The sequence below is a fragment of the Aeromonas sp. EU05-FHT14A05 genome, from assembly GCF_058791175.1.
This window is the reverse complement of the sequence record NZ_JBYTDH010000002.1, coordinates 61,034-86,414: the sequence shown is the minus strand read 5'-3', so window position 1 is coordinate 86,414 and position 25,381 is coordinate 61,034. Positions and strand designations below refer to the sequence as shown.

Sequence of the window (25,381 nt, the reverse complement as noted above, 5' to 3'; positions counted from 1 at the left end):
GCAGGGGGAGGTGGCGAGGGTGAGAATAGTGAAGAGGGAGCCCAGGGCTCCCTCTTCTGCTCCTGTTTACAGCACCTGACTCAGGAACTGGCGCAGACGCGGGGAGGGGGGATTGTCGAAGAAGTCGCTGGGCTTTTCATCCACCAGCAGCTCGCCGCTCTCCATGAAGAGCACCCTGTCCGCCACTTCCCGGGCAAAGCCCATCTCGTGGGTCACCACCACCATGGTCATGCCCTCTTTGGCCAGGCCCTTCATGACGTCCAGCACCTCCCCCACCATCTCGGGGTCCAGGGCGCTGGTGGGCTCGTCAAACAGCATGATGCGCGGCTGCATGGCGAGCGCCCGGGCGATGGCCACCCGCTGCTGCTGGCCGCCGGAGAGCTGGGACGGGTAGCTCTGGGCCTTGTTCGACAGCCCCACTTTCAGCAGCAGGGCCTTGGCCCGCTCCTCGGCGTCCTGGCGGGACAACCCCCGCACCTTCTGGGGGGCGAGGCTGATGTTGTCCAGCACGTTCAAGTGGGGGAAGAGGTTGAAGGACTGGAACACCATGCCCACCTCTTCCCGCAGCTTGTTGACGTCGCCCGGCTCGGTCAGGCTGATGCCATCGACCTCGATATGGCCGTCGTTGATGGTCTCGAGCTGGTTGAGGGTGCGCAGGAAGGTGGATTTGCCAGAGCCGCTCGGGCCCACTATCACCACCACTTCCCCTTCGGCCACCTGGGTGCTGACGTTCTTGAGGGCGTGCACCTCGGTACCGTAGAACTTCTCTACACCGCGAGCTTTGATAATGGGATCAGTTGCTTTTCGCATATTTCACCTCCAGACGGCGTACCAGGAAGGAGAGAGTACCAGTCAGCACCAGATAGAGCAGGGCCACGGTGAACCACACCTCGAACGGGCTGAAGGTGGAGCTGACCACCTCCCGTCCCGCCTTGGTGAGATCCGTGATGGAGATGACCGACACCAAGGAGGAGTCCTTGATGAGGTTGATGAACTGGCCCGCCAGCGGCGGCAAGACCCGCTTGAACGCCTGGGGCAGGATCACGTAGCGCATGGTCTGGGCCGAGGTGAGGCCCAGGCTGCGGCCCGCCTCCATCTGCCCCTTGTGGATGGAGCTGATGCCGGCGCGCACGATTTCGGCCACATAGGCGCCGGTGAAGACGGCCAGCGCCGCCACCCCGGCGGTGAATCTGTCGAGGTTGAGCACTGTGCCGATGAAGAAATAGACGATAAAGATCTGCACCAGCAGCGGGGTGCCGCGAATGAGCTCCACATAGGTGACCGCCAGGTTGCGCAGGGCGGGATTGGGTGAGAGGCGGGCGAGGCCGGCCAGGGTGCCCAGCAGGATGGCGAAGACGCCAGCCACCAGGGAGAGCTTGACCGTGACCCAGACGCCCCAGGCGATGGGGCCGGCGGTCCAGCTCAGTTGCACATCCAGGGTGTCACCGAGGAAGACGGTATCCCCTGCGGCAACCTGGGCGCCTGTGCTGGCGATGGCCTGGCGACGGTTGGGGTCGAGATCGTCTTGCAGGAAGAGCTGCCCCTTCTCTGCGGCTGTGGTGCCGGTCACCACTGTGCCGTCAAATTCTGCGTACTGTTTTTGTTCGGCCTGATAGGCGATGTACTGGGGAATGCGTTCCCAGCGCCAGGTGTAATCCACCGCCTGCACGGCCTTGTAGATGCCAAAGATGGCGGCCAGCACCATCAGCAGGAAGACGCCGTGCCAGAGCAGCAGGTTGGGCTGTTTTTCCATCTGTCTTGTGATTTTGGGGTTGATCACTGTCACAACCTCTCTTGTCGTTATTGTGTGGGGTCTGCGTGAAGGGGCGGCGAGCCGCCCCTTGAGAGGTTATTTGAGCTGGTTGAGCCAGGCGTTGGATTCAAACCACTTCTTGTAGAGACGGTCGTAGCTGCCGTCGCCCTTGATCTGGCGCAGGTAGTTGTTGAACCAGTTGAGGGTGTCCTGATCCCCCTTGCGGATGGCCCAGGCCAGCGGCTCGAAGGTGAAGGGCTTGTCCAGGTGCACCACGGCGCCGGTGTTCTGGGAGGCGAAGATGGCGTTGTAGGGCAGGTCGTAGACGAAGGCATCCACCTTGCCGTTGATCACTTCCAGCTTGGCGTCGTCCTGGGTTTCAAACTGCAGCAGGGTAGCCTTGGGGATCATGCGCTTGACCGCCTGCTCGCCCGTGGTGCCGAGCTTGACCGCGATCTTGTACTTGGGATCGTTGAGGTCCTGGAAGGACTTGATCTCCCCCGCCTTGTCCTTGCGAAGGACTATGGTCTGGCCCACGACTATGTAGGGATCGGCAAAGTTGACGCGCAGGTTGCGCTGGGGGGTGACCGTCATGCCGCCCATGATGACGTCGAACTTGTCGGTCAGCAGGGCCGGGATGATGCCGTCCCAGGCGGTGTTGACGAACTCCACCTTCACGCCCATCTCCTTGGCGACCATCTTGGCCAGATCCACGTCGAAGCCGATGTACTGGCCCTGCTTGTTGGTCATCTCGAAGGGTTGATAGCCGGCGTCGAAGCCGACCCGCAGCACACCGCGCTCCAGCACGGCGTCCAGGGTGGAGCTGGGGGCTGCGCTGGTGGCAGCATTGGCGAGCCCGCACAGCAGCAGGGTAGAGAGAATGAGTTTTTTGATCATAAGTGACGTCTCTGTCGTAAGTGTGTTCGGCCTTGAACCTGCTCCGTGCGACTCCGTGGCACAAGAGACTGCTGCATCCGGCAGCAGGCAAGACAGGATTATTGTCTTGATTGAGGCAAAAGCCCCATATGAGATTCTATTCTCCATCCGGTGAGTGAAAAATGTACCAAAATCCGATTGTGTCAGACGACTCAATAGGTTAGTGGCGTTTTTTCCTCGCGGCACGGCTCATAAAACCACATGAAAACAACATATCTATCTAAGGGCGCGGGTTCAAGTGCAAAAATAGTTGGCAGGCATTTTGCTGTGTGGTCGGTGGGGGATCTGGGGCCGAACGAACCTTGAGCGCCAGACATCGGGCCAGCTGGCTGGGTGCCAGGGGGCTAGGCGGGTGTCCTGAAAATATTTCATTGCGCCAGAAGGCTCCCTCTGTGTCTTGTCATGGGCTTCCCATATACTCAGCCATCCCCATTGGAAGGCTCGGGAATGGACACCTCAATTCTGCTCAATCTGGATGTTTTCACGCTGATGCTCATGGCCCTCGGGGGTTACAGCCTGGGATTCATCACCCTCTCCATCATCTGGTCGACCCACAGGGAGATCCCCGGGCTCGGGCTCTGGTGGTGGTCCAGCCTCTGTGCCCTGGCGGCCCAGTCGCTGTTCTTTATGCAGGCGTTCGCCCCCCACATTGCGGGGATCTGGCTGGCCAATCTGCTCATCACCCTCTGCATAGCGCTGATGCCGCTGGCCCTGCAACGCTTCTTCGGCGAGCCGCCGAACTGGCGGGCCTTCTCGCTCTTCATGCTGGTCTACCTGCTGATCCTCTGCTGGAGCGTGCTGTTCAACGACGAGATGGCGCCCCGGGTGCTGCTGGCCTGCCTGAGCTACATGGTGTTGGGGGCAGTGGTGGTGCTGCTCATCTGGCGTCATGGCTATCCGGCCTACCTGCCGGCCGTGCTGGTGTTTACCGTGGTCAATATCCTGCTCTATGGTTTCAACCTGGTGCGCATGGGGGCCCTGCTCAGCGGCGAAGTGCGGGTGCTGATGGATCAGCACGTGGTCAATGTGCTGCCCTTCCTCTCCATGTTGATGGGCAACTACCTCTCCACCTTCGGGGTGCTGCTGCTCTGTACCCAGTACCGGGCCCTGGCTTTGCGCCGGCAGGCGAGTCAGGATCCCCTGACGGGGCTGCTCAACCGACGTGGCTTTATGGAGCGCTGCACGCAGGCGCCGAAGGAGGGAGCGCTGGTGGTGCTGGATCTCGATGACTTCAAGCAGATCAACGATCGCCACGGCCACGAGGCGGGGGACAGGGTGCTGGCGGCGGTGGGCGCCTATCTGGCCGGCCAGGGGGATCTGGTGGCCAGCCGCTTCGGCGGCGAGGAGTTCGTGCTGCTGCTGCCCGAGGGGGATGCTCTGGCTCAGCAGGCCCGTTGCGATCAGATCCGTCAGGGCATAGCGACGCTGCCCCTGGACGGCATCCAGGTCACCGCCAGTCTGGGGCTGGTGCCTTACGCCAGGGGCTGGCATCTCGATACCCTGTTCGGGCAGGCGGATCGTGCCCTCTATCAGGCCAAGCGCAGCGGCAAGAACCGGGTCTGCCTGCCAGCCTGAGCCGTGATGGTCAGCCCGGTTCGGCTGCGAGGGTCCGCGGCGCCTGGGCTTTCAGGAAGGGGAGCAGCAACAGGGCCGAGACCCCTGCCGCCACCGAGATGACCACGAAGAAGCCGTTCCAGTGCCAGATCTCCATCACCTTGGCCAGCGGATACCCCGACAGCGCCGCCCCCATGTAGGCAAAGAGCCCGACGAAGCCGGTGGCGGCCCCGGCGCAATCCTTGTGGGAGCACTCGGCGGCCGCCATGCCGATCAGCATCTGGGGACCGAACACGAAGAAGCCGATGGTGAAGAAGCAGGCTGCCTGCATCACGTAGCTGAAGAAGGGCATCAGCCAGAGTGACCCTACCGAGAGCAGTATTCCCATGGCGAAGATGAGGTTCATGGGCCCCCGGTTGCCGTTGAACAGCTTGTCCGAGCCCCAGCCCGCCACCAGGGCGCCGATAAAGCCCCCCACCTCGAACATGGAGATGGCCGAGTTGGCGCTCATCAGGTTGAAGCCGCGCTGCTCCGTCATGTAGAGGTTGCCCCAGTCGTTGATGGCGGTGCGCACCACGTAGACCAGCACGTAGCAGCAGGCCAGCAGCCAGATGTAGGGGTTGCCGAGCACGTATTTGCGCAGGATCTGGCGCGGATCCAGGCCGACATCCTGGGTCTGCTGGGCCATCTCCAGGGCGTCCTGGCGCCACTGCCCGACCGTGGGCAGCCCCAGGGTGCTCGGGGTGTCCCGCAGTCGCCAGCACAGCAGCAGCCCGGCCAGTATGGCGATGAGGCCGGGCACTATCATGCCGTAGCGCCAGCCGTGCTGCAGGGCTATGGTGCTGACGATGAGGGGGATCAGGGCCCCGCCCACGTTGTGTGCCGTGTTCCAGGCCGACCACCAGAAGCCGCGCTCGGTGCGGGAATACCAGCTGGTGAGCAGCTTGGAGCAGGGGGGCCAGCCCCAGCCCTGGAAGAAGGCGTTGGCAATCCAGAGTGCCACGAACATCCAGAGGGCCGACGAGAGGCCGAACAGTATGTTGATGACCCCGGTCGCCATCAGCCCCAGCCCCATGAAGTAACGGGGGTTGGCTCTATCGCTGATGATGCCGGAGACGAACTTGGAGCAGCCATAGGTGAGGTAGAACAGGGTCCACATCATGCCGATGTCGGCCTTGTCCAGGATGCCGCTCGCCAGCATGTCCGGCATGGCGAAGTTGAAGCTCTTGCGGGTGAAGTAGAAGACCGCATAGCCCAGGTACATGGTCAGCAGTATGTGGAGGCGCCAATGGCGATAGCTGGCATCGATCTCGGCCTGATCCCGCACCAGAGGGGCCGCCGGGCGGCTCTTCATAAAGCTCAGCATGGGGTGTCCTGCCTTCTGGATCCTGGATCAGTCATGGGACTCCTCCCGTTTGCGGCTGGGGAGGTTGACAGTCAGCTGGGTCCCCTGGGCGCAGGAGAGGCGCAGTGTGCCCCCCAGCGCCTGCACCCGCTCGCGAATGCCGAGCAGGCCATAGCCCTGGGGCGTCTGCTCGGGCAGGCCGCAGCCGTCGTCGTCCAGTTGCAGCAGCACCCGATCGGCCTGCTGGCGGGCCAGTATGGTGACAGCGCTGGCATTGGCGTGTTTGACCACGTTGTTGAGCCCCTCCTGACAGACCCTAAACAGGGTGACTCGCTGGGCATCCGAGAGCGCCTCATCCGCGAGCCCCCACTCCAGCCGGGTGACGATGCCGCGCCGCTCCAGCTCCAGCTCCCGCAGCAGGCCGCGCACCGCCTGCTCCAGGCTCATGTCGTCGAGCTGGCGCGGGCGCAGGCGACCGAGCAGGCCGCGCACCGCATCGTAGATCCCGAGCGACAGGGTCTCAATGAGGGCGCTGCTCTGGCCGACATGGGTGTTGTCCGGCGCGAGGCGGCGCACTATGCCCGCCTGGGTGCGGATGGCGGTGATGGTCTGGCCTATGTCGTCGTGCAGCTCCCTGGCCACCTCCTTGCGGATGCTCTCCTCGGTCTCCAGCAGCCGCTCGGTGAGCTGGCGGTTGTGGGCGAGCTGGCGGGTCAGCGCCTGATTGAGCTCGCGCTGGCGCTGGATGCCGGCCCCCAGCAGCAGGCCGGTCAGGCTCTGGGCCAGCAGGGAGAGCAGCAGATCCAGGGGATGTTCGTGCCAGGCCTGGCCCGCCATCAGGGCCACCGTATTCATCAGGGTGGCGAGCAGGGCCCCCTGCCAGCCGTAGCGCCAGGCCATGGCCATGATGGGAATGGCGAGGCAGAAGGGGGTGAAACGCACCAGGGAGTCCGGCAGGCCGAGCTGCAGCCCCAGGCTCAGCACGAACAGCAGCAGGTACCAGATGAGGTGGCGAAAGCGCCAGTCCACCGGCTGATCGATGAGGGCAGGACCGAGCGGCACCCAGGTGGCGCGGGTCAGATAGTGCCAGATCAACATGCAGGTGGAGGTGAGGGTGAGGCCGCCGGTCAGGGTGAGCAGCAGGGCGGTGAGGCCATCTTCCCCCGCCAGATGCCAGAGCAGGGATTGCAGGGCCGCCGCCACGGTGACGGTGGCGAGCAGCACCAGCAGTTGCTGCCAGTCGTCACGAATGCGCTGGCGGCGGGCGATGAGCAGCGGCAGCAGGGTGAGCAGGCTGCCGGCCAGGATGAGGGGCCACAGGGGCATGCCCACCTCCCCATCGAGCCAGTGCAGCAGCAGGGCCTCGCACAGCAGCAGGGGCGGCCAGTAGGAGAGGGGGCTCTGCAGCAGCAGGCCCAGACGCAATCCGAAGGGGAACAGCAGCACCGCCAGCACCGGGCTCTCCACCAGGTGCAGCCCTATGCTCCAGAGGCAGAACCAGCCGGCGGCGAAGATGAAGCTGGCCGCCAGGGCGATGGCGACATAGCTGGCAAGGCGGGGGATCACCAGCTGTCCAGCATGCGGTGGGCCAGCTCCACGTTGTTGTTGACGTTGAGCTTGTCCATCAGGTTGGCGCGGTGCACGTGCACCGTCTTGGGGGAGAGGCCGAGGCGCTCGGCGATGGCCTTCACCTCCATGCCGCCGGCCAGCAGCTGGGCTACCTCCCGCTCCCGGTTGGTGAGGGGATCCCTGTGGCTGCTGGCGAGCTTGTGGGCTATGTCAGGGGTGAGGTAACAGCCTCCCTGGGCGGCGGTGCGCACCGCGGCGATCAGCTCCTCCGGGCTGCAGCGCTTGGAGAGAAACCCCTTGGCGCCAGCCTGCAGGGCCTGCTCGATGAGGGCAGGGCTGTCGTGTACCGACAGCATCACCACGGCGAGGCCGGCGGGCAGTTGCCTGAGCAGGTCCAGCCCGGATTGATCCGGCATGGATATGTCGCACACGCACAGCTGGACGCCACTGCCCGGCAAGCCGGCGAGGGCGTCGGCGGCGCTGCCAAATTCGGCGACGACCCGCAGATCGGGTTCGAGATTGAGCAACTGGGCAAAGCCGGAGCGGACTATCTGGTGATCGTCGATGAGGGCAATTTTTATCATGATGTCAGCCTGAAATCTGCGGCCAGGGCGCTGGCGCGGCCAACAAGATACTCCCGCTCGCCTTCTTGCTCAAGGGGAGGCTCAAGGGGGAGGAGAGCCCCGGGGCTGGAGACGCGGTGATGGGTGCTTCACCCGAGTGCGGGATTCAGGGCTGCATTATTAAGGAGAGGCACGCCCTGCTCGCCGGGGCGGCAGAGCGTGCCCGGCAATGTCAGCGGTGCAGCTCGCCCGCGCGCTCCGGCTGATAGACCACCTCCAGGATCTCCACCTGTATGGTGCGCCCGGCCGGGCCCGGCCAGGCGATGCTGTCACCCACCTTCAATCCAAGCAGGGCGCTGCCGACCGGTGCCAGCACGGAGATCTTCGACTCGTCCCCCTGCACGTCCTTCGGGTAGACCAGGGTCAGGCAGAAGTCGTTGCCGCTGTTCTGCATCTTGAAGCGCACCGTGCTGTTCATGGTGACCACGTCCGGCGGCATGTCGGCGGGGTCGCGGATCTCGGCGCGGTTCAGCTCCTCCTGCAGGGCCAGGTGTTGCGGGTGGTTGCCGAGCAGTTGCTCGATGCGATCCAGATCCAGGTTGGAGATGACGAGATGAGGCTGTTGCATTGGGTATTCCTTATCAATGGCTGAAAGGACCAGGATGACGGACAAGCTGGTCGAAAAAGGGTTCGGATTGTGAGAATAGATCGCAAGCGCGATGCCCCCGAGCGACTCGCTGTCAGGGGCGAGGGCGGGGGCTCAACGGGGTGTGAGCAGACTGGAAAAAATCATGAGCGCTTTCATGGGGATACCATAACCATTCTGAATGGCTTTGGCAAATGCCCGGCCGGGGGTCAGGGCGCCTGATAATCGTACTGCTTGAGGATGTGCGCCAGGCTGCCATCCTCGCGCATCCCCTCGATCGCCTTGCGCCAGCGCAGCGCCTCGGCCGCAGGAAACCGCGGGCTGGCGGCCAGATAGAGGGCGCTCTCTTGCAGGGTGTCGCCGCGCACCAGATCCTCCAGGGGCAAGCCGGCCCGCTGCTGGTTGTAGCGGGCCGTGTTCCAGGCCACGGCCCAGCCCTGGATGCGGCCCAGCGCCAGCTTGCTGGCATTGTTGACCTCTTCGGTGACCAGCTCCCGGGTTACTCCCTTCAGGGGCTGGATCAGGCTCTGACCATGAGAGCCACGCATCGCCCCCAGGGTCAGGCCGGTCAGTGCCTTGGCCGAGAGGGGGGCCGGGTGGTGCTGACGGTGGCTGACCAGCACGAAGGCCTCCTCCAGCAGGGGGGCAATCCAGAGGAACAGGGGTTCGCGCTGGGGATTTCGGGCCGGTGGCAGCAGCAGGACGTCCGCCCGGTGGCGGGTCTGGCTGAGGGCGCGGGCCAGCGGCATCAGCTCTATCTCCAGGGGCTCCCCGAGGCGGCGGGCCGCCTCCTCCAGCACCTCGATGGCCATGCCGCTCGGGGCCCCCTGCTGGGAGCGAATGACATAGGGGGGAACGTCTGCGGCCAGGACCACCACGGCGTGGGCGCCGGGGCCCGGGAAGAGGAGGGCGCAGCAGAATAGAAGCAGTAGGGGAAGGCGCATAGGAGACCGGGTCAGGGATGAGTACACAGAGTGTAACATCCCGTTACCCCAAGTCAGCCAACCCATCGGGGGGAGCGGGCCGTCAGTCGAAGAAGTCCCGTAGATCCAGGGTCTGGTAGCCGCCCAGCTGCTGCCAGGGCAACTGCCTTGGCAGGGGTTTGAGGGTCACCTCCATCCGGTAGCTGCGATAGCCGTCCAGGCTCGCGGACTCCACCACCAGGGGCAACTGCCATTGGCTCGACCAGAGGATGCGGGTGCGCTGCCTGCCCTCGCGTTTTTCGTACCAGCGGGCCTGCTCGGGGGCCGCGTCGTCGAGGGGGGTCATGCCCTGCAGCAAGGCCGGATCCACCAGGTGGCGAAGCTTGTCCCAGTGGGGGGTGAAGGCCACCTGGCCATACTCCTCCGGCGGCACCTCCACCAGCTGGTTGTGCCAGGCGTCGGCGTAGCGCAGTTGCAGCTCCCCCTCATCACTGCGGCTGACCCAGCGGGCCGCCATCTGGTGGGTGAAGTGCTTGTGGCCCGGGGTGGCATCGTGGCTGGCGTGGTAGGCGCGGGCGAGCGGCAGGGGGATGAGCCGCTGGCTCCACACCTGGTTACCGACCCGGATCCATTTCTCCTGCCAGTGGTTCTCCCGGGCTATGCCGTCGCTGCTGGTGATCCTGTCCTGATAGCGGATGCGGGCGGCCAGATCGGGCGCCTCGTCGGCCAGCAGGGGGAAGCAGAGGCTGCTACCCAGAAGCCATAACGGAAGTAACAGTCGCATCATGGGTGATCGCTCGAAAGAAGGGGCCCGGCGTGACACCGGGCCCGCTTTCTTACAGGCCGAGCGCCTCCCTGAGCTTGCCAAACACCAGGGTGTTGTCCAGCGTGCCCTTGAAGCGGCCGCTGCCGGCGCCGCCCGCGAACAGCATCACATCACCGCCGCCGTGGGTCTCCGAACCCAGCTTGACCCCGGTCTCCTGCAGGTAGTCGTCCCCCATCACCTCGTTGCTGGTGAGGGTGGGGCGCTGGTCCGCGCGGTTCGGACCGTTGCCGAACACCAGGGTAGTGAAGGGCTTGCCATCCACGTCGTTCTGGGTCGAGCCGTCGCCATTTTTCACCAGATCCAGCACAGGGTTGCCCTTGGCGGAGTAGCCGTTGATGGTCATGGTGTGGTCGTGATCGGCGGTGACCACGATCAGGGTGTCGGTCAAGTCCACCTTGCCCAGCGCCGTCTTGACCGCCTCGTCCAGCGCCACCGCATCGGTCAGCGACCGTTTGGCATTGGTGGCGTGCAGGGCGTGGTCGATGCGACCCCCTTCCACCATCAGGAAGTAACCCTGGCTGTTCTGGCTCAAGAGATCGATCGCCTTGGCGGTCATCTCGGAGAGGGACGGCTGGGTGTTGGCCGCTCCCTTGGCGACGCGGTCCAGCTCGTAGTCGAGGTGGGACTTGGCACTGAACAGACCCAGCACCTTGCCGCTCTCTATCCTGGCGAGATCGCTCTGGGTGGTGACGTACTGATAGCCCTGGGCACCGAGCTCGGCGGTGAGATCCCGGCCATCGGCCCGGCCCCCCTTGTTGCTGGCGCTGTAGGGGGTCCAGTGATTGGCACCGCCCCCCATCAGCACGTCCACTCCGTCCCCGAGCGCGGCGTTGAAGCCGGCGCCGCCCGGTACCGCCTGCTCGGCGATGGCGTAGGCCGCATCCCGGTGGCAGATGTGGGAGTAGGTGGCCGCCGGGGTGGCATGGGTCAGCTCGGTGGTGGTGACGGCCCCCACCGACTTGCCCGCCGCCTTGGCCAGCTCGAGTATGGTCGGCACCGGGGTGCCGTTGTCGCCGGTGCAGTTGTTGATGCCCTTGTTGCCGTTGGCATCCTTGGACGGCGCCACGGCCCTGGTGTCGCTGCTCATGGCGATCACCTCGTTGTTCATCTTGACCCCGGTGGTGTAAGCCGCCATGGAGGGGGCCGAGTCCGTGGTCTGGGCGTCGTGGGAGAAGGTCTTGATGCGGGCGCTGCGGGGCAGCTTCATCATCTCGAGATCTCCCTCTTCCCCCACCTTGAAGAGGCGGGTGGCGGTGAGCACTGTGGGGCCCATGCCGTCGCCGATAAAGAGGATGACGTTCTTGGCGTCGGCGGCGTGCGCCTGGGAGAGGCCGCCGAGGGCGGCGAACAGGGCGGTGCAGACCAGGGTCTTGTTCATGGTTTTTCTCACGGGAATGATCCTCACAGCTTGGCCGCAGCCTTGACCTTGCCGAACACGGCGGTGTTATCGAGTGAGCCGTGGAAGCTGTCAGCTCCCTGGCCTATGGCACCGAGGAAGACGTCGGTGCCGCCGTGGGTCTCGTTGCCTATCTCGCCCACCTTGACCACCACCTCCTGGTGATAGTCGTCGGCGGAGACGGTGGCATCGTCGAGCGGCGCCACGCTGCTGCGCGGGCCATCCACCCGGTTGTAGCCGTTGCCAAAGCCGATGATGGTGTAGGGCATGCCATCGCTGTCCTTGCTCGGCTCGCCGGTCTCGTAGTTCTTCACCAACCCGAGCACCCCGGGGTTGCCAGCCGTGGTCTTGCCGGTGCGCTTGGCGTAGCCGTTCAGCACCAGGGTGTGGTCATGGTCGGCGGTGACCACGATCAGGGTGTTTTTCAGCTCGGGGTCGGTTTTCTTCACCTCCTCCAGGGTGGCCTTGATGGCGTCGTCGAAGGCCAGGGTGTCCTGCAGGGCGCGCTTGGCGTTGGTGTCGTGCAGGGCGTGATCGATGCGGCCCCCCTCCACCATCAGGAAGTAGCCCTTCTCCTTGTCCTTGAGCTGCTTGATGGCGGCCAGGGTCATCTGGGCCAGCGACGGCTCGCTGGCGGGCCTGTCGAGGTCATATTTCATGTGGCTTGAGCCAAACAGCCCCAGCAGCGGCTTGCCCGCCTCGGCCTGGTTCAGCTCGTCCAGGGTGCTGGCAAACTGGTAGCCCTTGGCCTGCATCTCGTCGATGAGGTTGCGGCCATCCTCCCGCTTGCCCTTGTCGGCTTTTGGCAGGAAGAAGCTGCTGCCGCCACCGAGCACCACGTCCAGCCCCTCTTTCAGGGCCGTGTTGTAGCCAGCGCCGCCCGGTACCAGCTGGGCGGCGATGTCCGCCTCCAGATCCCGGTTGCAGATGTGGGCATAGGTGGCAGCCGGGGTGGCGTGGGTCACCCGGGTGCTGGTGACCACGCCGGTGCCGCGGCCGTCGGCCTTGGCCAGCTCCAGCAGGGTGGTGACCGGCTTGCCGGCGCTCTTGCTGCAGTCGCTCTCATAGGTGGCGTCGCTGTCCATGCTGATGACGCCGTTGTTGCTCTTGACCCCCGTCATGTAGGCCGCCATGGAGGGGGCCGAGTCGGTGACCTGGGCGTCGTGGGAGAAGGTCTTGATGAAGGCCGTTTCCGGCAGGCTGTCTATGGTGAGGCTGCCCTCTTCCCCCACGCCGTAGATGCGGGCGGCGGTCAGGGTGTTGAGACCCATGCCGTCGCCGAGGAAGAAGATGACGTTTTTGGCGCTGGGCTCCGGGGTGCTGCTGTCGTTGTTGGAGTTGCAGCCGGCGACCAGGGTGGCGCCTATCATCACTGCAAGTCCTGCCATGTTTCTCATTGGGGTTCGCTCCTTGTAAAACCTGAGCGCAGCCTAGAGGGGGCAGATGACACTTTTAGTGAGTCTGGATGACAATACGGTGAAGGTGCCAGATGAATGTTATGTTGTATCAATGAGTTATTGATTACTGTCTGGCCTTTGGCCCCAGGCGGTCGTGGTGGCACCGGCGCCGCTGCCGCGTACGCCCGTTGCCATAATGGCCTGTCAAATCGGGGCCGCAGCAGGTAAAATGCGCCCCCTTGCGATGAGTGCCAGCGGTCTGGCGCATCACCAGGCGCCCGCAGCCCCCGGCGGGAGCCCGCATCCCCAATGAGAGAGTAACGGATATGTCCATCAACTGGTTCCCCGGCCACATGCACAAGGCCCGCAAAGAAATTGCCGAGGTCATGCCCCAGGTCGATGTCATCATCGAGATGCTCGATGCCCGCATCCCCTTCTCCAGCGAGAACCCCCTGGTGCCCGAGCTGCGTGGGGATACTCCCGTCATCAAGGTGCTGAACAAGGCGGATCTCGCCGATCCGGCGATCACCGAGCTATGGGTGGCGCACATGGAACAAGAGAAGGGGATCAAGGCGTTGCCCCTGACCCAGCAGGAGCCGGAGAAGATCAAGGCGCTGCTGACCCTGTGCCACGAGATGCTGCCGGAGCGCAACTTCGACCTGCGCGGGGTGCGGGCCATGATCATGGGCATCCCCAACGTGGGCAAGTCCACCCTGATCAACACCCTGGCGGGGCGCATCATAGCCCGGACCGGCAACGAGGCGGGGGTGACCAAGTCCCAGCAGCGGATCAAGCTGGACAACAACGTCATCCTGACCGATACCCCGGGGTTCCTCTGGCCCAAGCTCAACCCGCCCTCCTGCGGCTACCGGCTGGCCATCACAGCGGCCATCAAGGACACCGTCTTCGACTACGCCGACATCGCCATGTTCGCCGCCGATTACTTCATCAAGGCCTACCCGGAGCGGATCAAGGCGCGCTACCAGATTAGCGATCTGCCCGAGACCGAGATCGAGCTGCTGGAGCTCATCGCCCGCCAGCGCGCCTTCATGCGCAAGGGCGGCCTGGCGGATCTGCACAAGGCCTCCGAGATCCTGGTCAACGAGTTCCGCTCAGGCATGCTGGGGCGCATCTCCCTGGAGACCCCGGAGATGGTGAGCGCCGAGATCGTGCTGGCGGCCGAGGAGGCGGAGCAGAAGGCCAAGGAGAAGGCGGAGCGGGAAGAGGAGCGCCAGGCGCGGGCCCGTCGCAAGTACGCCAGAAAGCGTCAGAAATAACCGCTATTGTGGCAGGAATAATGAAGAGGCGACCCCGGGGTCGCCTCTTCTGTTATGGCCTTTATGGTCAGGGACGAGGCAAGGAAAAAGTAGCCGAAACGATGCGCGCCCATAGCGCAAGGGAGCAGCCCCGCTTCGCCTTGATGCCGCCGCTAGCAGAGGGATGAAGATCCCCATCCGGCCCTATCCCTTGCAGTCCAAGGCCCGTTTGGTCAGTGGATTCATCCTGCTGCCGGGCAGGGGTTGCAGGGGGCAGCACCAGGGCACAAGGCCTGTGCGAAGCAAACCTGGCTGCGGTGCGTTCAGCGCCGATTGACAATGGCTTTGGCGGTGGCATGATGCGCTCGCATTTTGACTCTCCCCACGGTTTTATCCATGACCACATACTCCCGGCCAGTGCTGTTATTGCTCTGTGGACTGCTGCTGTTGACCTTGGCCATCGCAGTGTTGAATACCCTGGTGCCGCTCTGGCTCGCCCATGACCAGCTGCCGACCTGGCAGGTGGGCATGGTCGGCTCCGCCTATTTTTGCGGCAACCTGTTGGGGACCCTGCTGGCGGGGGCGCTGATCAAACGCGCCGGGTTCAACCGCAGCTACTACCTGGCATCCCTGATCTTTGCCGCCGCCTGTGTGGGCTTAGGAGTCACCCTGGGGTTCTGGAGCTGGCTCACCTGGCGCTTCATCGCCGGCATCGGCTGCGCCATGATCTGGGTGGTGGTGGAGAGTGCGCTGATGTGCAGCGGCAACGCACGCAACCGGGGGCGCCTGCTCGCCGCCTACATGATGGTCTATTACCTGGGGACTGTGCTCGGGCAACTGCTGGTCAGCACGCTGCCGACCGCGCTGATGGACGTGCTGCCCTGGGTGACTGGCCTGGTACTGGCCGCTATCCTGCCGCTGCTGTTTACCCGCATTGTCAGCGAGCAGGGGGAGCCGCAGGGGGCAACCCGGGTGTGGCCCATGCTGCGCCTGTGTCAGGCGCGCCTCGGGGTCAATGGCTGCATCATCTCCGGCATCGTGTTGGGGTCGCTCTATGGCCTGATGCCGCTCTACCTGAACCATCAGGGGGTGAGTGATGCCGGTATCGGTTACTGGATGGCGGTGATGGTGAGCGCCGGCATCCTGGGGCAGTGGCCTGCCGGCCGTCTGGCAGACAGGTTCGGTCGCTTGCCGGTACTGCGGCTGCAGGTGCTGGTGGTCATCCTGGGCGCCTTGGCGATGCTCGGCAACCTGGCGATGGGGCCGGCGCTCTTCATCCTGGGCGCCGCCGGTTTTACCCTCTATCCGGTGGCCATGGCCTGGGCCTGCGAGAGGGTCGAGCAGCATCAGCTGGTGGCGATGAATCAGGCGCTGCTGCTGAGCTACACCATAGGCAGCCTGCTCGGCCCGGCCTATACCGCGCTCTTGATGCAGCACTACTCGGATAAGCTGCTGTTTATCATGATCGCCAGCGTCTCCTTCATCTATCTTCTGATGCTGCTGCGCCCCATGGGTGAGCATCCGACGCCGGTGGCCCATGCCTGATGGCGAGTGTCTGATGGAAAGAGGCGCCGCGAGCCAGGCATGATGCCCTGTGCTGTCTCTGGTGACAGGGGCAGCAAAAGGCAGCTGTGCCCGATACAAGAAGAGGCGGCCCCGGGGCCGCCTTGTTGTTATCAGGGGCTGGGGAGGGAGAAAGGGGCGCTAGCCATGGCGTTTTTTCGCCTCTTCAAACAGGGAGAGGTGCAGCGGGATCAGCTGCCGCCAGTCGCGCCGGTAACCGCCTCCCGGTACGGCGGCGATGGGCAGGCCGTGACTTAGTGCACAGTCAAACACCATGGCGTCCCGCTGACGCACCCCGGCGTCGCTCAGGGAGAGGTAGCCGAGCTCGTCGGCCTGGTGCACGTCGACCCCGGCCTGATAGAGGATGAGATCGGGACGGTAGAGGCGCAGTGCCAGAGAGAGCGCCTGGCTCAGGGTCTCGAGGTAGGCGTCGTCCTTCATGCCGCTTGGCAGGGCAAAGTCCAGATGGGAGGCGGGCTTGTGGTGGGGGAAGTTGTGCTCCCCATGCAGGGAGAGGGTGATGATCTCCCGGCTCCCCGTGCACAGGGCGGCGCTGCCATCCCCTTGGTGGACATCGAGATCCACGATGAGCACCTGCTCGCAGCGCTCCTCGTCGAGGCAGGCCCGGGCTGCGATCACCAGATCGTTGAACAGGCAGAAGCCGCTGCCAAAGTCCCTGTGGGCGTGATGATAGCCGCCGGAGATCTGCAGGCCGCAACCCTGCTCGAGGGCGTGGCGGCTGGCGGCCAGGGTGGCCCCGACCGAGCGCAGGGTGCGCTCCATCAGCATGGGTGACCAGGGAAAGCCGAGCCGGCGGATGGCGCCGTCATCCAGGGTGCCGGCAAGGGCCGCTTCCACATAGCCGGCGTCGTGCACTCTTTTGATCTGCTCAGGCGTGGCGGGCGCGGCCTCTGCCAGCGGATAGCCCAGTGCTGCCAGGTGCTGGTAGAGCGCCTGGTACTTGGCCAGGGGAAAGCGGTGCCGCTCGGGCAGTGTCAGGGAGGAGTAATAGGGGTGGTAGAAGATGCGCAGGGACATGGCAATAGGCCCGAACTGATATGAAAAAGGGGAGCCAGGCTCCCCTCTATGCATAAAGCGACGCGCTGCGCCCTTATTGCTGCTGGATCACCCAGATCTGGAAGGCTTTGCGGGTTTCCGCATCGGCCTTGTTGTACCAGTTTTGCAGCTGGGTCAGGGCTTCCGGATTGCTCTGGGCCTTGCTCGGCGCCACTTCCACCGGTGCGCTGGCGGCGGCCATCACGGCAGCGGTGGAGACGGCAACGGTCGCTGGCTGGTTGAAGGCCTTGCCCATCTTGAGCAGCTCCTGCTGGTAGTCGCGGGTCAGCTGGAAGCCACCCACTTTCGGCATGACGAACTGCTCGCTGGCCAGGGCCTGACCGCTGACCTTGTCCTTGAGCACGACTTTCTGCTCTTTCACGAACGCCTTGGCTTCGTCTTCGTTACGGGGCTTCTTGAAATCCAGCATCAGGGTCTGGTTGTCACCGGCGGTGAAGTTGATCACCAGGGGCTCGGCGGTCACCAGCTTGATCTCGTTGCGGTTAGAGTAGTTGCCTTCGAAGGCCACCACTAGCTGGTGCTTGCCGGCACTGATGGGGAAGCTGCTGGTCTTTTCCAGCAGTTTGGGATTGATGGACTCGCCATCGATCAGCTGCACCACGTAGGGATTGTGTATTTCCAGTTGGCTATCAGCCAGGGCGCTACCTGCCCACAACAGACCAGCCAGAGCCGGCACCAGAACAGTCAGTTTCATTTCATCTCCTTGAACAGTCAGGCGATTGCCCACTGAAAAATAGGGGCTCATTTTTACAGGTTTGCCCCACAGCAGCAATAGCCGTTTATGGCGCCACCCGGCGGGAAGCTTGCTGACTCATCTGTCAAATAAACCCGGCATGCCTCACTCGATACGCCGGGTGAAGGGGGGGAGGGCGTCGAGCAACCCCTTGCCGTAGCGCTTGGTAAGAAGGCGTCGATCGAGAATGGTTACCCGGCCCCGATCGGCCTCCTTGCGGATCAGGCGACCACAGGCCTGGATGAGTTTGCGGGACGCCTCCGGCACCGTCAGTTGCAGGAAGGGGTTGCCGCCGCGTTTTTCGACCCACTCGGCGGTCGCCTCCTCCACCGGGGAGTTCGGCACCGCGAAGGGGAGCTTGGTGATCACCAGGTTGGTGAGGTAGTGACCGGGGAGATCCAGCCCTTCCGAAAAGCTGCCGGTACCGAACAGGATGCTGGCCTGGCCGCCGTCGCACTTCTGTTTGTGCAAGGTCAGCAGGGCGTTGCGGGACGCTTCCCCCTGTACCAGCAGGGAGAGCCCCTTGGCCCGCAGGCCCACCGCCACCTCGTTCATCTGGCGGTAGGAGGAGAAGAGCACCAGGCTCGCCTCCTTGCCCGCCAGCAGACGGGGCAGAGTATCGACCAGCTCCTGGGTAAAGCCGGGTGCGCTCGGTTCATGGGCCATCTTGGGCAGATAGAGCTCGGCCTTGTGGTATTCGAAAGGAGATCGCAGGCGCAGGTAGCGGGTGCCGTCGTGCTCCTTGAGCCCCACCTGGTGGCGGAAATAGCTGAAGGAGGAGAGGGCGGTGAGGGTGGCCGAGACCAGCACGGCGCCCAGACAGCGGGACCAGAGCCACTCTTCCAGCAGATAACCCACCTCTATGGGAGAGGCGTGCAGCCAGATGTCCCCGTCCTCGCTCCTGGCCATCCAGCGGGCCAGCGGTGTCTTGCCAGTGGGCACATGACGGCTCAGCATCTCCCACAGGGCGCAGAAACTCTCCAGCCGCTGCAGGTGAAAACCGCTCTCCGCCAGCAGGGGGTCGGCCTCCTTGCGACGGATTTCGCCGTCCTTGAGTGCCTCGCCGATGGCGCCCTGCATCCTGTCCAGCGCCCGCAGCGCCTTCTTGCTCGCCTCCTTCAGGTTCTCCGCCAGCATGGGCAGGGGATCGGGCAGGACCCCTTCGGCAAATCTGTGGTGCTGCTCGGAGCCAAACAGGTGATCGTTGCTGGCGAGCCACTGCTCCAGCGCCTTGAGATCCGGCTGCAGGGAGGCCAGGGCATCCTGCAGCTTGAGCTGGGGGTCGAGCAAGCTCTCCTTGTTCAGCGCCCTGGCCAGCTTGCCGGCGCTCTGCACCAGCTTTTCCAGCCAGCGGCGGGACCCCTTGATGCTGGCAGAGGCGGCGCCGTGATCCCGGGCTATGGTCGGCAGGTGGTGAGCCTCATCCAGCACATAGATACACTCGTCCGGTGGCGGCAGTATGATGCCGCCGCCCATGGTGAGGTCGGAGAGCAGCAGGGCATGGTTGACCACCAGCACATCGGCGGCGTCCATGTCGTTTCTGGCGCGGTGGAAGGGACAGTGCTGATGGTGGCTCAGCGCCTTGTTGCAGCTGTGGCGATCGGCGGCGATGCGATCCCAGCACAGATCCGGGATGGGCTTGGGCCAGTTGTCCCTGTCTCCGTCCCACTTCCCCTCGGTGTAGGCCTGCCACAGCGCCTGATAGCGCTCCTTGTCAGAATCTGACGGCTTGTGCTTGCTCAAGCTGCCGAAATCGAGTTCGAAATTGGCCATGTCGGCGCCGCTTGCCGCTTGTTCAAGCAGATGCTCGCAGCAGTAACGCTGGCGCCCCTTGACCAGCATGAAGCGAAACGGCAGCTCGCTGTGGCGATGGTAGAACGGCAGGTCCTTGTGGATCAGCTGCTCCTGCAGGGCGACGGTGGCGGTGGAGATCACCAGCTTCTTCTGGGTGAGCCGCGCCACCGGGATGGCGCCCTGGGCATAGGAGAGGGACTTGCCGATGCCGGTGCCCGCCTCGGCCACCAGGATGCGGCGACTCTTCTCATACTCTCCGGTGAGGGTCTTGGCGATTTCGGCCACCAGAAAATTCTGCTCCTTGCGCGGCACAAAACCGGGTAAACCATCGGCAATCTGTCGATAGGTATTGCGAATGGTGGCTTTGAGGCGAGTCGATAGCATGAATGGGGCGTGACCGTGTCTGGGATGAATGGCCACAGGATACCCGCAACAGGCGGCCGGGGTCGAGGCAAGGCGAGGCAGGGGTTGCGGGCCGGGATCCGCACTTATGTCATGGGGCGGATTTTGCGTGCAATAAACCACCAAAAAAGGGCTGTTCAGGCAGCAAGTATCGCTGTAAACGTTTTCCCTGAGAGGGCAAACAATATGGGATTCAGCTCACAATTTTTTCCCTATGACTATGGTTTTCTCAAAAAGTTCCAAGTTTTTTCGTTGCGGATCGTAAAACCCGGTGATAGTCTCGGCGGCATAGTGATGCAAAGAACATCGCTAACACAGGGAATAACAAGGACTTAGTGTTTAATTACAGTAGGCATTGGAAACAACTATGAAAAAGACAATTCTGGCTATTGCTATCCCGGCTCTGTTCGCATCTGCCGCTAACGCCGCAGTCGTTTATGACAAAGACGGTACCTCTTTTGATATCTACGGCCGTGTTCAGGCTAACTACTACGCTGACAGCCAAGACGCCAGCCCCATCACTGCCAGCAACGCTGGTGATGCCGAGCTGATCGGTTCCTCCCGTCTGGGCTGGTCCGGTAAAGTTGCGCTGAACAACACCTGGTCCGGTATTGCCAAGACCGAGTGGCAGGTTTCCGCCGAAAACTCTGACAACAAGTTCAACTCCCGTCACATCTGGGTTGGCTTCGACGGTACCCAGTACGGCAAGATCATCTTCGGCCAGACCGACACCGCGTTCTACGACGTGCTGGAGCCGACCGATATCTTCAACGAGTGGGGTGATTACGGTAACTTCTACGACGGTCGTCAAGAAGGCCAGATCATCTACTCCAACACCTACGGTGGTTTCAAGGGCAAAGTGTCCTACCAGACCAACGACGACGAAGCCGTCAAGGTTTCTGACATGGGTGGCCAAACCGTCACTACCGTATTCCCGGACCTGAAGCGTAACTACGGCTACGCAGCTGCCATCGGTTATGACTTCGACTTCGGTCTGGGCCTGAACGGCGGTTATGCTTACTCCGACCTGGAAAGCACCACCAGCACCAACACTGGTGACAAGTCCGAGTGGGCCCTGGGCGCACACTACGCCATCAACGGCTTCTACTTCGCCGGTGTCTACACCGAAGGCGACCTGAAGAACGACACCACCGGCTACAAGGGTGAAGGTCGTGGCTACGAGCTGGCTGCTTCCTACAACGTTGATGCCTGGACCTTCCTGGCTGGCTACAACTTCAAGGAAGGCAAGGACAACTCTGCCGGTTCTTCCTACGAAGACATGGTTGACGAAACCCTGCTGGGCGTACAGTACAACTTCACTTCCAAGCTGAAGGCGTACACCGAGTACAAGATCCAGGGTATCGATGACATGGACGACGAGTTCACTGTTGCCCTGCAATACAACTTCTAATCCAGTCTTAGTACGGATTTAGTTGATAAACGGCCAAGCTTGCTTGGCCGTTTTGTTTTATCTGTCTTTCGCCTCTTTCAGTTCCCCGCCGTTTGGCCCTGCGCCAGGTCACGTTGTCTCTTTTCCGCCCTTGGCTCCTTGGTCGTAAATCGCTAGATTATTCAATTCGTTGAAAGATGGTCTGCCGACAGGGAAGGATGCGTGTGATCGATTTCAGTCACCCCGAGTGGCGAGCGCTGGCTCAGCAGTTGCTGGACGAGGCGCCCCAGGTTATCCGCAGTCGCCAATGGCAGCCCCTCATCGGCATGCTCAGGGACAATCAGTTGCTGCTCCCCCTTGGCAATCACCGCTATGAGCTGACCCCGGCCGGACGGCGCTATCTCACCCGTGAGCTGATGCTGGCCGAACTGGCCTGTGCCCCCCCCGAGCCCGAGGAGTGGCTCCATGCCCAGGGTTGGCAACTGGGGGAGCGGGTCAACGAGCGGGTGCTGGCGGCGCTCTATCGCAAGGGGGAGGCGAGCTTCAGTCCGGTTGAGCAGATCAACTTCGAAGACAAGGGGATACGGCTGTGCAGCGATCTGCCGTTGCGGCTGCGGGCCGCTCGCCCGTTCAGCCTGTTCTTCAGCGGTGGCACCCTGCTCGATGCGGCCCCCTGGTTGCGCACCCTGGGAGAGGTGGCACTACCCGCCCGCACCCTGGCGGGTCTTGGCAAGATCCTGTGGGGGGAGGGGGAGATCCAGCGGGTGATCAGCACAGATTCCGTTGGCGTCTTCGCCGAGCTGAGTCTCCCGGATGATGCCTTGCTGGTCTGGCTGCCCGCCCAGGATCCCGGTGCCCTGCAACCCCTGATTGCCGCCTTGCCTCCCCAGACCCTCTGGAGCCACCTCACAGCACTGGACCCGGCCGGTGTCGACAGGGTCTTGGTATTGGCCCAGCGGCTGGGGCGTCCGGCCAGCTGGTGGCTGCCCCGGGAGCTAGCCCCCATCAAGGAGGCCTATGCCGCCCCTCTGCAGGACGCTCGCCCCTGGGAGCCGAGCCGGATCCCCCGTCCATTGCGGGCCTTGTGCAGCGATCTGGTGGAGTCCAACCGTGGCCTGTCGGCCGAAGTATGTGCCCTGGCATCGGGCTGGCATGCCATCGGCTGACGAGGCCGTCATCCCCCTTGAGAAAGCGGTTTTCCCCTATGGAAGGCAGTGGTATAAAGAGTTGACGGAGCGCTCGCCAAAGGGGCGCTTTTGTTTGCCAACCTACTTTGCCAGCCAACGAACTCAACGGAATACAGGGAATACCATGTTTGAAAAGGTTGTTGCCGCCCCAGCGGATCCGATCCTGGGCCTGACCGAAGCCTTCCGTGCCGACTCTCGCAGCCACAAGATCAATCTGGGGGTCGGGATCTACAAGGATGAGACCGGTGCCACTCCTATCCTTCATTGCGTCAAGAAAGCCGAGCAGAAGCTGCTCACCGACGAGAAGACCAAGAACTACCTCGGTATTGAAGGCAATATCGAATATGGCCGCATAGTGCAGCAACTGCTGTTCGGGCAGGACTCCGCCCTGGTCGCCAGCGGCCGCGCCAAGACAGCCCAGGCGCCGGGTGGTACAGGGGCTCTGCGCATCGCCGCCGAGTTCGTGGTGCGCAACGGGCTGGCCAAGACCATCTGGATCTCCGATCCCACCTGGGCCAACCACGTCAGCGTGTTCCAGGCCGCCGGCCTCACCGTCAAGTGGTACAAGTACTACGATGCGGCGACCAAGGGTCTCGACTTTGCCGCCATGCAGGCCTCGCTCTGCGAAGCCCAGGCCGGCGATCTGGTGCTGCTGCACGGCTGCTGCCACAACCCGACCGGCATTGACCCCACCGCGGATCAGTGGCGTGCCCTGGCCAAACAGAGCGCCGCCGCCGGCTGGCTGCCGCTGTTTGACTTCGCCTATCAGGGTTTTGCCCGTGGTATCGAAGAGGATGCCGAGGGTCTGCGCATCTTCGCCGAGTGCCACGACGAGCTGCTGGTGGCGAGCTCCTTCTCCAAGAACTTCGGCCTCTACAACGAGCGGGTCGGCGCCTTCACCCTGGTCAGTGCGACCAAGGGGATTGCCGACGTGGCCTTCACCCAGGTCAAGACCGTCATCCGTGCCAACTACTCCAACCCGCCGTCACACGGCGCCGCCGTGGTGACCACCATCGTCAGCGATCCGGCCCTCTATGCAGAGTGGGTGGAAGAGGTGGCTGCCATGCGGGTGCGCATTCGCGAGATGCGCGAGCTGCTGGTGGAGAAACTCGGCGCCCTCGGCGTGAGTCAGGACTTCAGCTTCATCCGCGAGCAGAACGGCATGTTCTCCTTCTCCGGTCTCTCCAAGGATCAGGTGGAGCGCCTCAAGAGCGAGTTTGCCATCTACATCGTCGGCTCCGGCCGGATCAGCGTGGCCGGGATCACCCGAGCCAACATAGATCCCCTGTGCGACGCCATCGCCAAGGTGCTGTAACTGAGGCGAAGAGGTTCTATGCGGGAATCATCCGCGTCAATATAGATCCCCTGTGCGATGCCATCACCAAGGTGCTGTAAGCACAACCATCGGCATCCGCTCAGTAAAAAGCCCGCCAGGTGTTCCCTGTCGGGCTTTTTCATGCCAGTTTTCCGGTATCAGCGGCGCCGTTTGCTGCCCCCTAGCAGAGAGCCGAGCACCCCCCGTACCAGCTGACGACCCACCTCGTTGCCCAGGGTGCGGGCCACGCTCTTGGCGGCGGTCTGCACCACGCCGTCATGCTGGCCACCGCGCGGGCCTGTGCGCCCGAATAGGATGCCGTTGAGGGCGTCGAGCAATCCGCCACCCTGCTCCGACGGGGATGGGGGGGCATCATCTGAGGCGGCCGGTGCCCCGCCATTGAGCCGTTCGAAGGCGGATTCGCGATCCTCGCGGGTCTCGTATCTGCCGTGAAGCACAGACCCCTGCATCAGGGCCTGCCGCTCGGCGTCGTTCAGGGGACCTATGCGACTGGCGGGCGGGGCGATGAAGGCGCGCTCCACCACGCAGGGGCGCCCCTTCTCATCGAGCAGGGAGACCAGGGCCTCGCCCACCCCGAGCTCGGTGATGACGCCGGCCGCGTCGAAGGCCGGGTTGGCTCTCAGGGTGTTGGCGGCGATGCGCACCGCCTTCTGATCGCTCGGGGTAAAGGCGCGCAGGGCGTGCTGCACCCGGTTGCCGAGCTGCCCCAGCACGCTGTCGGGAATGTCGGCCGGGCTCTGGGTCACGAAGTAGACGCCGACCCCCTTGGAGCGGATGAGGCGCACCACCAGCTCTATCTTCTCCAGCAGCGCCTTGGGGGCGTCGTTGAACAAGAGATGTGCCTCGTCGAAGAAGAAGACCAGCACGGGTTTATCGGGATCCCCCACCTCCGGCAACTGCTCGAACAGCTCGGAGAGCAGCCAGAGCAGGAAGCAGGCATAGAGGCGGCTGGATTGGGTGAGCTTGCCGGCCGCCAGCACATTGATGTGGCCGTGGCCGGCCCCGTCGGTCTGCAGCAGATCCTGAATGTCCAGCATGGGCTCGCCGAAGAAGTGGTCCCCTCCCGCGCTCTCCAGGGTGAGCAGGTTGCGCAGTATGGCGCCGATGGAGGCGGTGGACACATTGCCATAGCGGGTGGTGAGGGTCTTGGCGTTGTCTCCGGCAAACTGCACCATGGCGCGCAAGTCTTTCAGATCGAGCAGCAACAGCCCCTCGTCGTCCGCCACCTTGAACACCAGCTCCAGCACCCCGCTCTGGGTGTCGTTGAGGCCGAGCAGACGGGCCAGTAGCAGGGGCCCCATGTCGGAGACGGTGGCCCGCACCGGGTGCCCCTGCTCCACAAACAGGTCCCAGAACAGGGTCGGGCTGGGGGCGAAGGCGGGGGCCGGGATACCGAGCTGGGCCAGCCGGGCATCCAGCTTGGTCGACGGGGTGCCGGCGGCGCCAAGGCCGCTGAGATCCCCCTTCACATCCGCCAGAAAGACCGGCACCCCGAGGTGGGAGAACCCCTCTGCCAGCACCTGCAGGGTGACTGTCTTGCCGGTCCCGGTGGCACCTGTGATGAGGCCGTGGCGGTTGGCCATGGCGGGCAGCAGGGAGATGGGTTGGCCATTGGCATAGGCCAGCGTCAGGGGTTGGGCCATGGTGAACTCCTTGTCTTTGCAGGTAGCGGCAAGCTGAGGGCTACAAGGAGTGTGGTGGCAGAGCCAAACGATGGCAAGGCGGCGCGAATTGC

At 63.6% G+C, this 25,381-nt stretch carries 21 protein-coding genes; 6 read left to right on the top strand and 15 right to left on the bottom strand.

What is annotated here, in order from left to right:
- Positions 1–66: 66 nt before the first annotated feature.
- The 3 genes from AC3WR3_RS03665 to AC3WR3_RS03655 form a co-directional block, all read right to left on the bottom strand.
- Positions 67–810: an amino acid ABC transporter ATP-binding protein gene (locus AC3WR3_RS03665; protein WP_139437013.1), complete on the bottom strand. Its 744-nt coding sequence runs from the start codon at positions 808–810 to the stop codon at positions 67–69.
- Entirely contained in the window at positions 794–1,753 is a 960-nt protein-coding gene (locus AC3WR3_RS03660; RefSeq protein WP_492291201.1) for an amino acid ABC transporter permease, read from the bottom strand. Before AC3WR3_RS03660 ends, AC3WR3_RS03665 begins: the two co-directional genes overlap by 17 nt.
- Before the next feature lie 96 nt (positions 1,754–1,849).
- Positions 1,850–2,650: a transporter substrate-binding domain-containing protein gene (locus AC3WR3_RS03655; RefSeq protein WP_162519227.1), complete on the bottom strand. Its 801-nt coding sequence runs from the start codon at positions 2,648–2,650 to the stop codon at positions 1,850–1,852.
- 486 nt (positions 2,651–3,136) lie between these two features.
- Here AC3WR3_RS03655 and AC3WR3_RS03650 point away from each other — a divergent pair, with 486 nt between their 5' ends.
- Positions 3,137–4,264, top strand: coding sequence for a GGDEF domain-containing protein (locus AC3WR3_RS03650; RefSeq protein WP_492291200.1), 1,128 nt, complete (start codon positions 3,137–3,139; stop codon positions 4,262–4,264).
- 10 nt (positions 4,265–4,274) lie between these two features.
- Here AC3WR3_RS03650 and AC3WR3_RS03645 read toward each other — a convergent pair whose 3' ends face one another.
- The 8 genes from AC3WR3_RS03645 to AC3WR3_RS03610 form a co-directional block, all read right to left on the bottom strand.
- On the bottom strand, positions 4,275–5,609 hold the full coding sequence (locus AC3WR3_RS03645; protein WP_492291199.1) for an MFS transporter: 1,335 nt from the start codon (positions 5,607–5,609) through the stop codon (positions 4,275–4,277).
- Between the two features lie 27 nt (positions 5,610–5,636).
- On the bottom strand, positions 5,637–7,154 hold the full coding sequence (gene uhpB, locus AC3WR3_RS03640; RefSeq protein WP_492291198.1) for a signal transduction histidine-protein kinase/phosphatase UhpB: 1,518 nt from the start codon (positions 7,152–7,154) through the stop codon (positions 5,637–5,639).
- A complete protein-coding gene (uhpA, locus tag AC3WR3_RS03635; protein ID WP_139437025.1) occupies positions 7,151–7,741 on the bottom strand; it encodes a response regulator transcription factor UhpA in 591 nt (196 codons plus the stop codon). The genes uhpB and uhpA overlap by 4 nt, the downstream gene beginning before the upstream one ends.
- A 211-nt stretch (positions 7,742–7,952) precedes the next feature.
- A complete protein-coding gene (rnk, locus tag AC3WR3_RS03630) occupies positions 7,953–8,348 on the bottom strand; it encodes a nucleoside diphosphate kinase regulator (RefSeq protein ID WP_025327497.1) in 396 nt (131 codons plus the stop codon).
- Between the two features lie 227 nt (positions 8,349–8,575).
- The gene (locus AC3WR3_RS03625) at positions 8,576–9,310 is read right to left on the bottom strand and encodes a substrate-binding periplasmic protein (protein ID WP_492291197.1); all 735 of its coding nucleotides are present in this window, start codon (positions 9,308–9,310) and stop codon (positions 8,576–8,578) included.
- 82 nt (positions 9,311–9,392) lie between these two features.
- Positions 9,393–10,076 (bottom strand): hypothetical protein, encoded by a 684-nt coding sequence (locus AC3WR3_RS03620; protein ID WP_492291196.1) that lies wholly within the window; start codon positions 10,074–10,076, stop codon positions 9,393–9,395.
- 49 nt (positions 10,077–10,125) lie between these two features.
- On the bottom strand, positions 10,126–11,493 hold the full coding sequence (locus AC3WR3_RS03615) for an alkaline phosphatase (RefSeq protein WP_454009953.1): 1,368 nt from the start codon (positions 11,491–11,493) through the stop codon (positions 10,126–10,128).
- Between the two features lie 23 nt (positions 11,494–11,516).
- Positions 11,517–12,908: an alkaline phosphatase gene (locus AC3WR3_RS03610; RefSeq protein WP_492291195.1), complete on the bottom strand. Its 1,392-nt coding sequence runs from the start codon at positions 12,906–12,908 to the stop codon at positions 11,517–11,519.
- A gap of 326 nt (positions 12,909–13,234) precedes the next feature.
- Between AC3WR3_RS03610 and ylqF the strand changes: the two genes are divergently transcribed.
- The gene (gene ylqF / locus AC3WR3_RS03605; protein WP_139437034.1) at positions 13,235–14,185 is read left to right on the top strand and encodes a ribosome biogenesis GTPase YlqF; all 951 of its coding nucleotides are present in this window, start codon (positions 13,235–13,237) and stop codon (positions 14,183–14,185) included.
- A gap of 375 nt (positions 14,186–14,560) precedes the next feature.
- The gene (locus AC3WR3_RS03600) at positions 14,561–15,709 is read left to right on the top strand and encodes an MFS transporter (protein ID WP_492291194.1); all 1,149 of its coding nucleotides are present in this window, start codon (positions 14,561–14,563) and stop codon (positions 15,707–15,709) included.
- 159 nt (positions 15,710–15,868) lie between these two features.
- On the opposite strand, the gene AC3WR3_RS03595 is transcribed toward AC3WR3_RS03600, so the two are convergent.
- From AC3WR3_RS03595 to dinG, 3 genes are all read right to left on the bottom strand, one after another.
- The gene (locus AC3WR3_RS03595; protein WP_492291193.1) at positions 15,869–16,765 is read right to left on the bottom strand and encodes a histone deacetylase family protein; all 897 of its coding nucleotides are present in this window, start codon (positions 16,763–16,765) and stop codon (positions 15,869–15,871) included.
- Positions 16,766–16,838: 73 nt separating this feature from the next.
- Entirely contained in the window at positions 16,839–17,498 is a 660-nt protein-coding gene (locus AC3WR3_RS03590; RefSeq protein WP_492291192.1) for a YccT family protein, read from the bottom strand.
- Between the two features lie 144 nt (positions 17,499–17,642).
- Positions 17,643–19,715 (bottom strand): ATP-dependent DNA helicase DinG, encoded by a 2,073-nt coding sequence (dinG, locus tag AC3WR3_RS03585; RefSeq protein WP_492291191.1) that lies wholly within the window; start codon positions 19,713–19,715, stop codon positions 17,643–17,645.
- 385 nt (positions 19,716–20,100) lie between these two features.
- Between dinG and AC3WR3_RS03580 the strand changes: the two genes are divergently transcribed.
- The 3 genes from AC3WR3_RS03580 (at position 20,101) to AC3WR3_RS03570 (ending at position 23,625) form a co-directional block, all read left to right on the top strand.
- On the top strand, positions 20,101–21,144 hold the full coding sequence (locus AC3WR3_RS03580; RefSeq protein WP_202046094.1) for a porin: 1,044 nt from the start codon (positions 20,101–20,103) through the stop codon (positions 21,142–21,144).
- A gap of 203 nt (positions 21,145–21,347) precedes the next feature.
- Entirely contained in the window at positions 21,348–22,289 is a 942-nt protein-coding gene (locus AC3WR3_RS03575) for a hypothetical protein (RefSeq protein WP_492291190.1), read from the top strand.
- A 145-nt stretch (positions 22,290–22,434) separates the two neighbouring features.
- Positions 22,435–23,625, top strand: a complete 1,191-nt coding sequence (locus tag AC3WR3_RS03570; protein ID WP_492291189.1) for an amino acid aminotransferase — start codon at positions 22,435–22,437, stop codon at positions 23,623–23,625.
- Positions 23,626–23,783: 158 nt separating this feature from the next.
- Here AC3WR3_RS03570 and AC3WR3_RS03565 read toward each other — a convergent pair whose 3' ends face one another.
- On the bottom strand, positions 23,784–25,289 hold the full coding sequence (locus AC3WR3_RS03565; protein WP_492291188.1) for a helicase HerA-like domain-containing protein: 1,506 nt from the start codon (positions 25,287–25,289) through the stop codon (positions 23,784–23,786).
- Between the last annotated feature and the right edge of the window lie 92 nt (positions 25,290–25,381).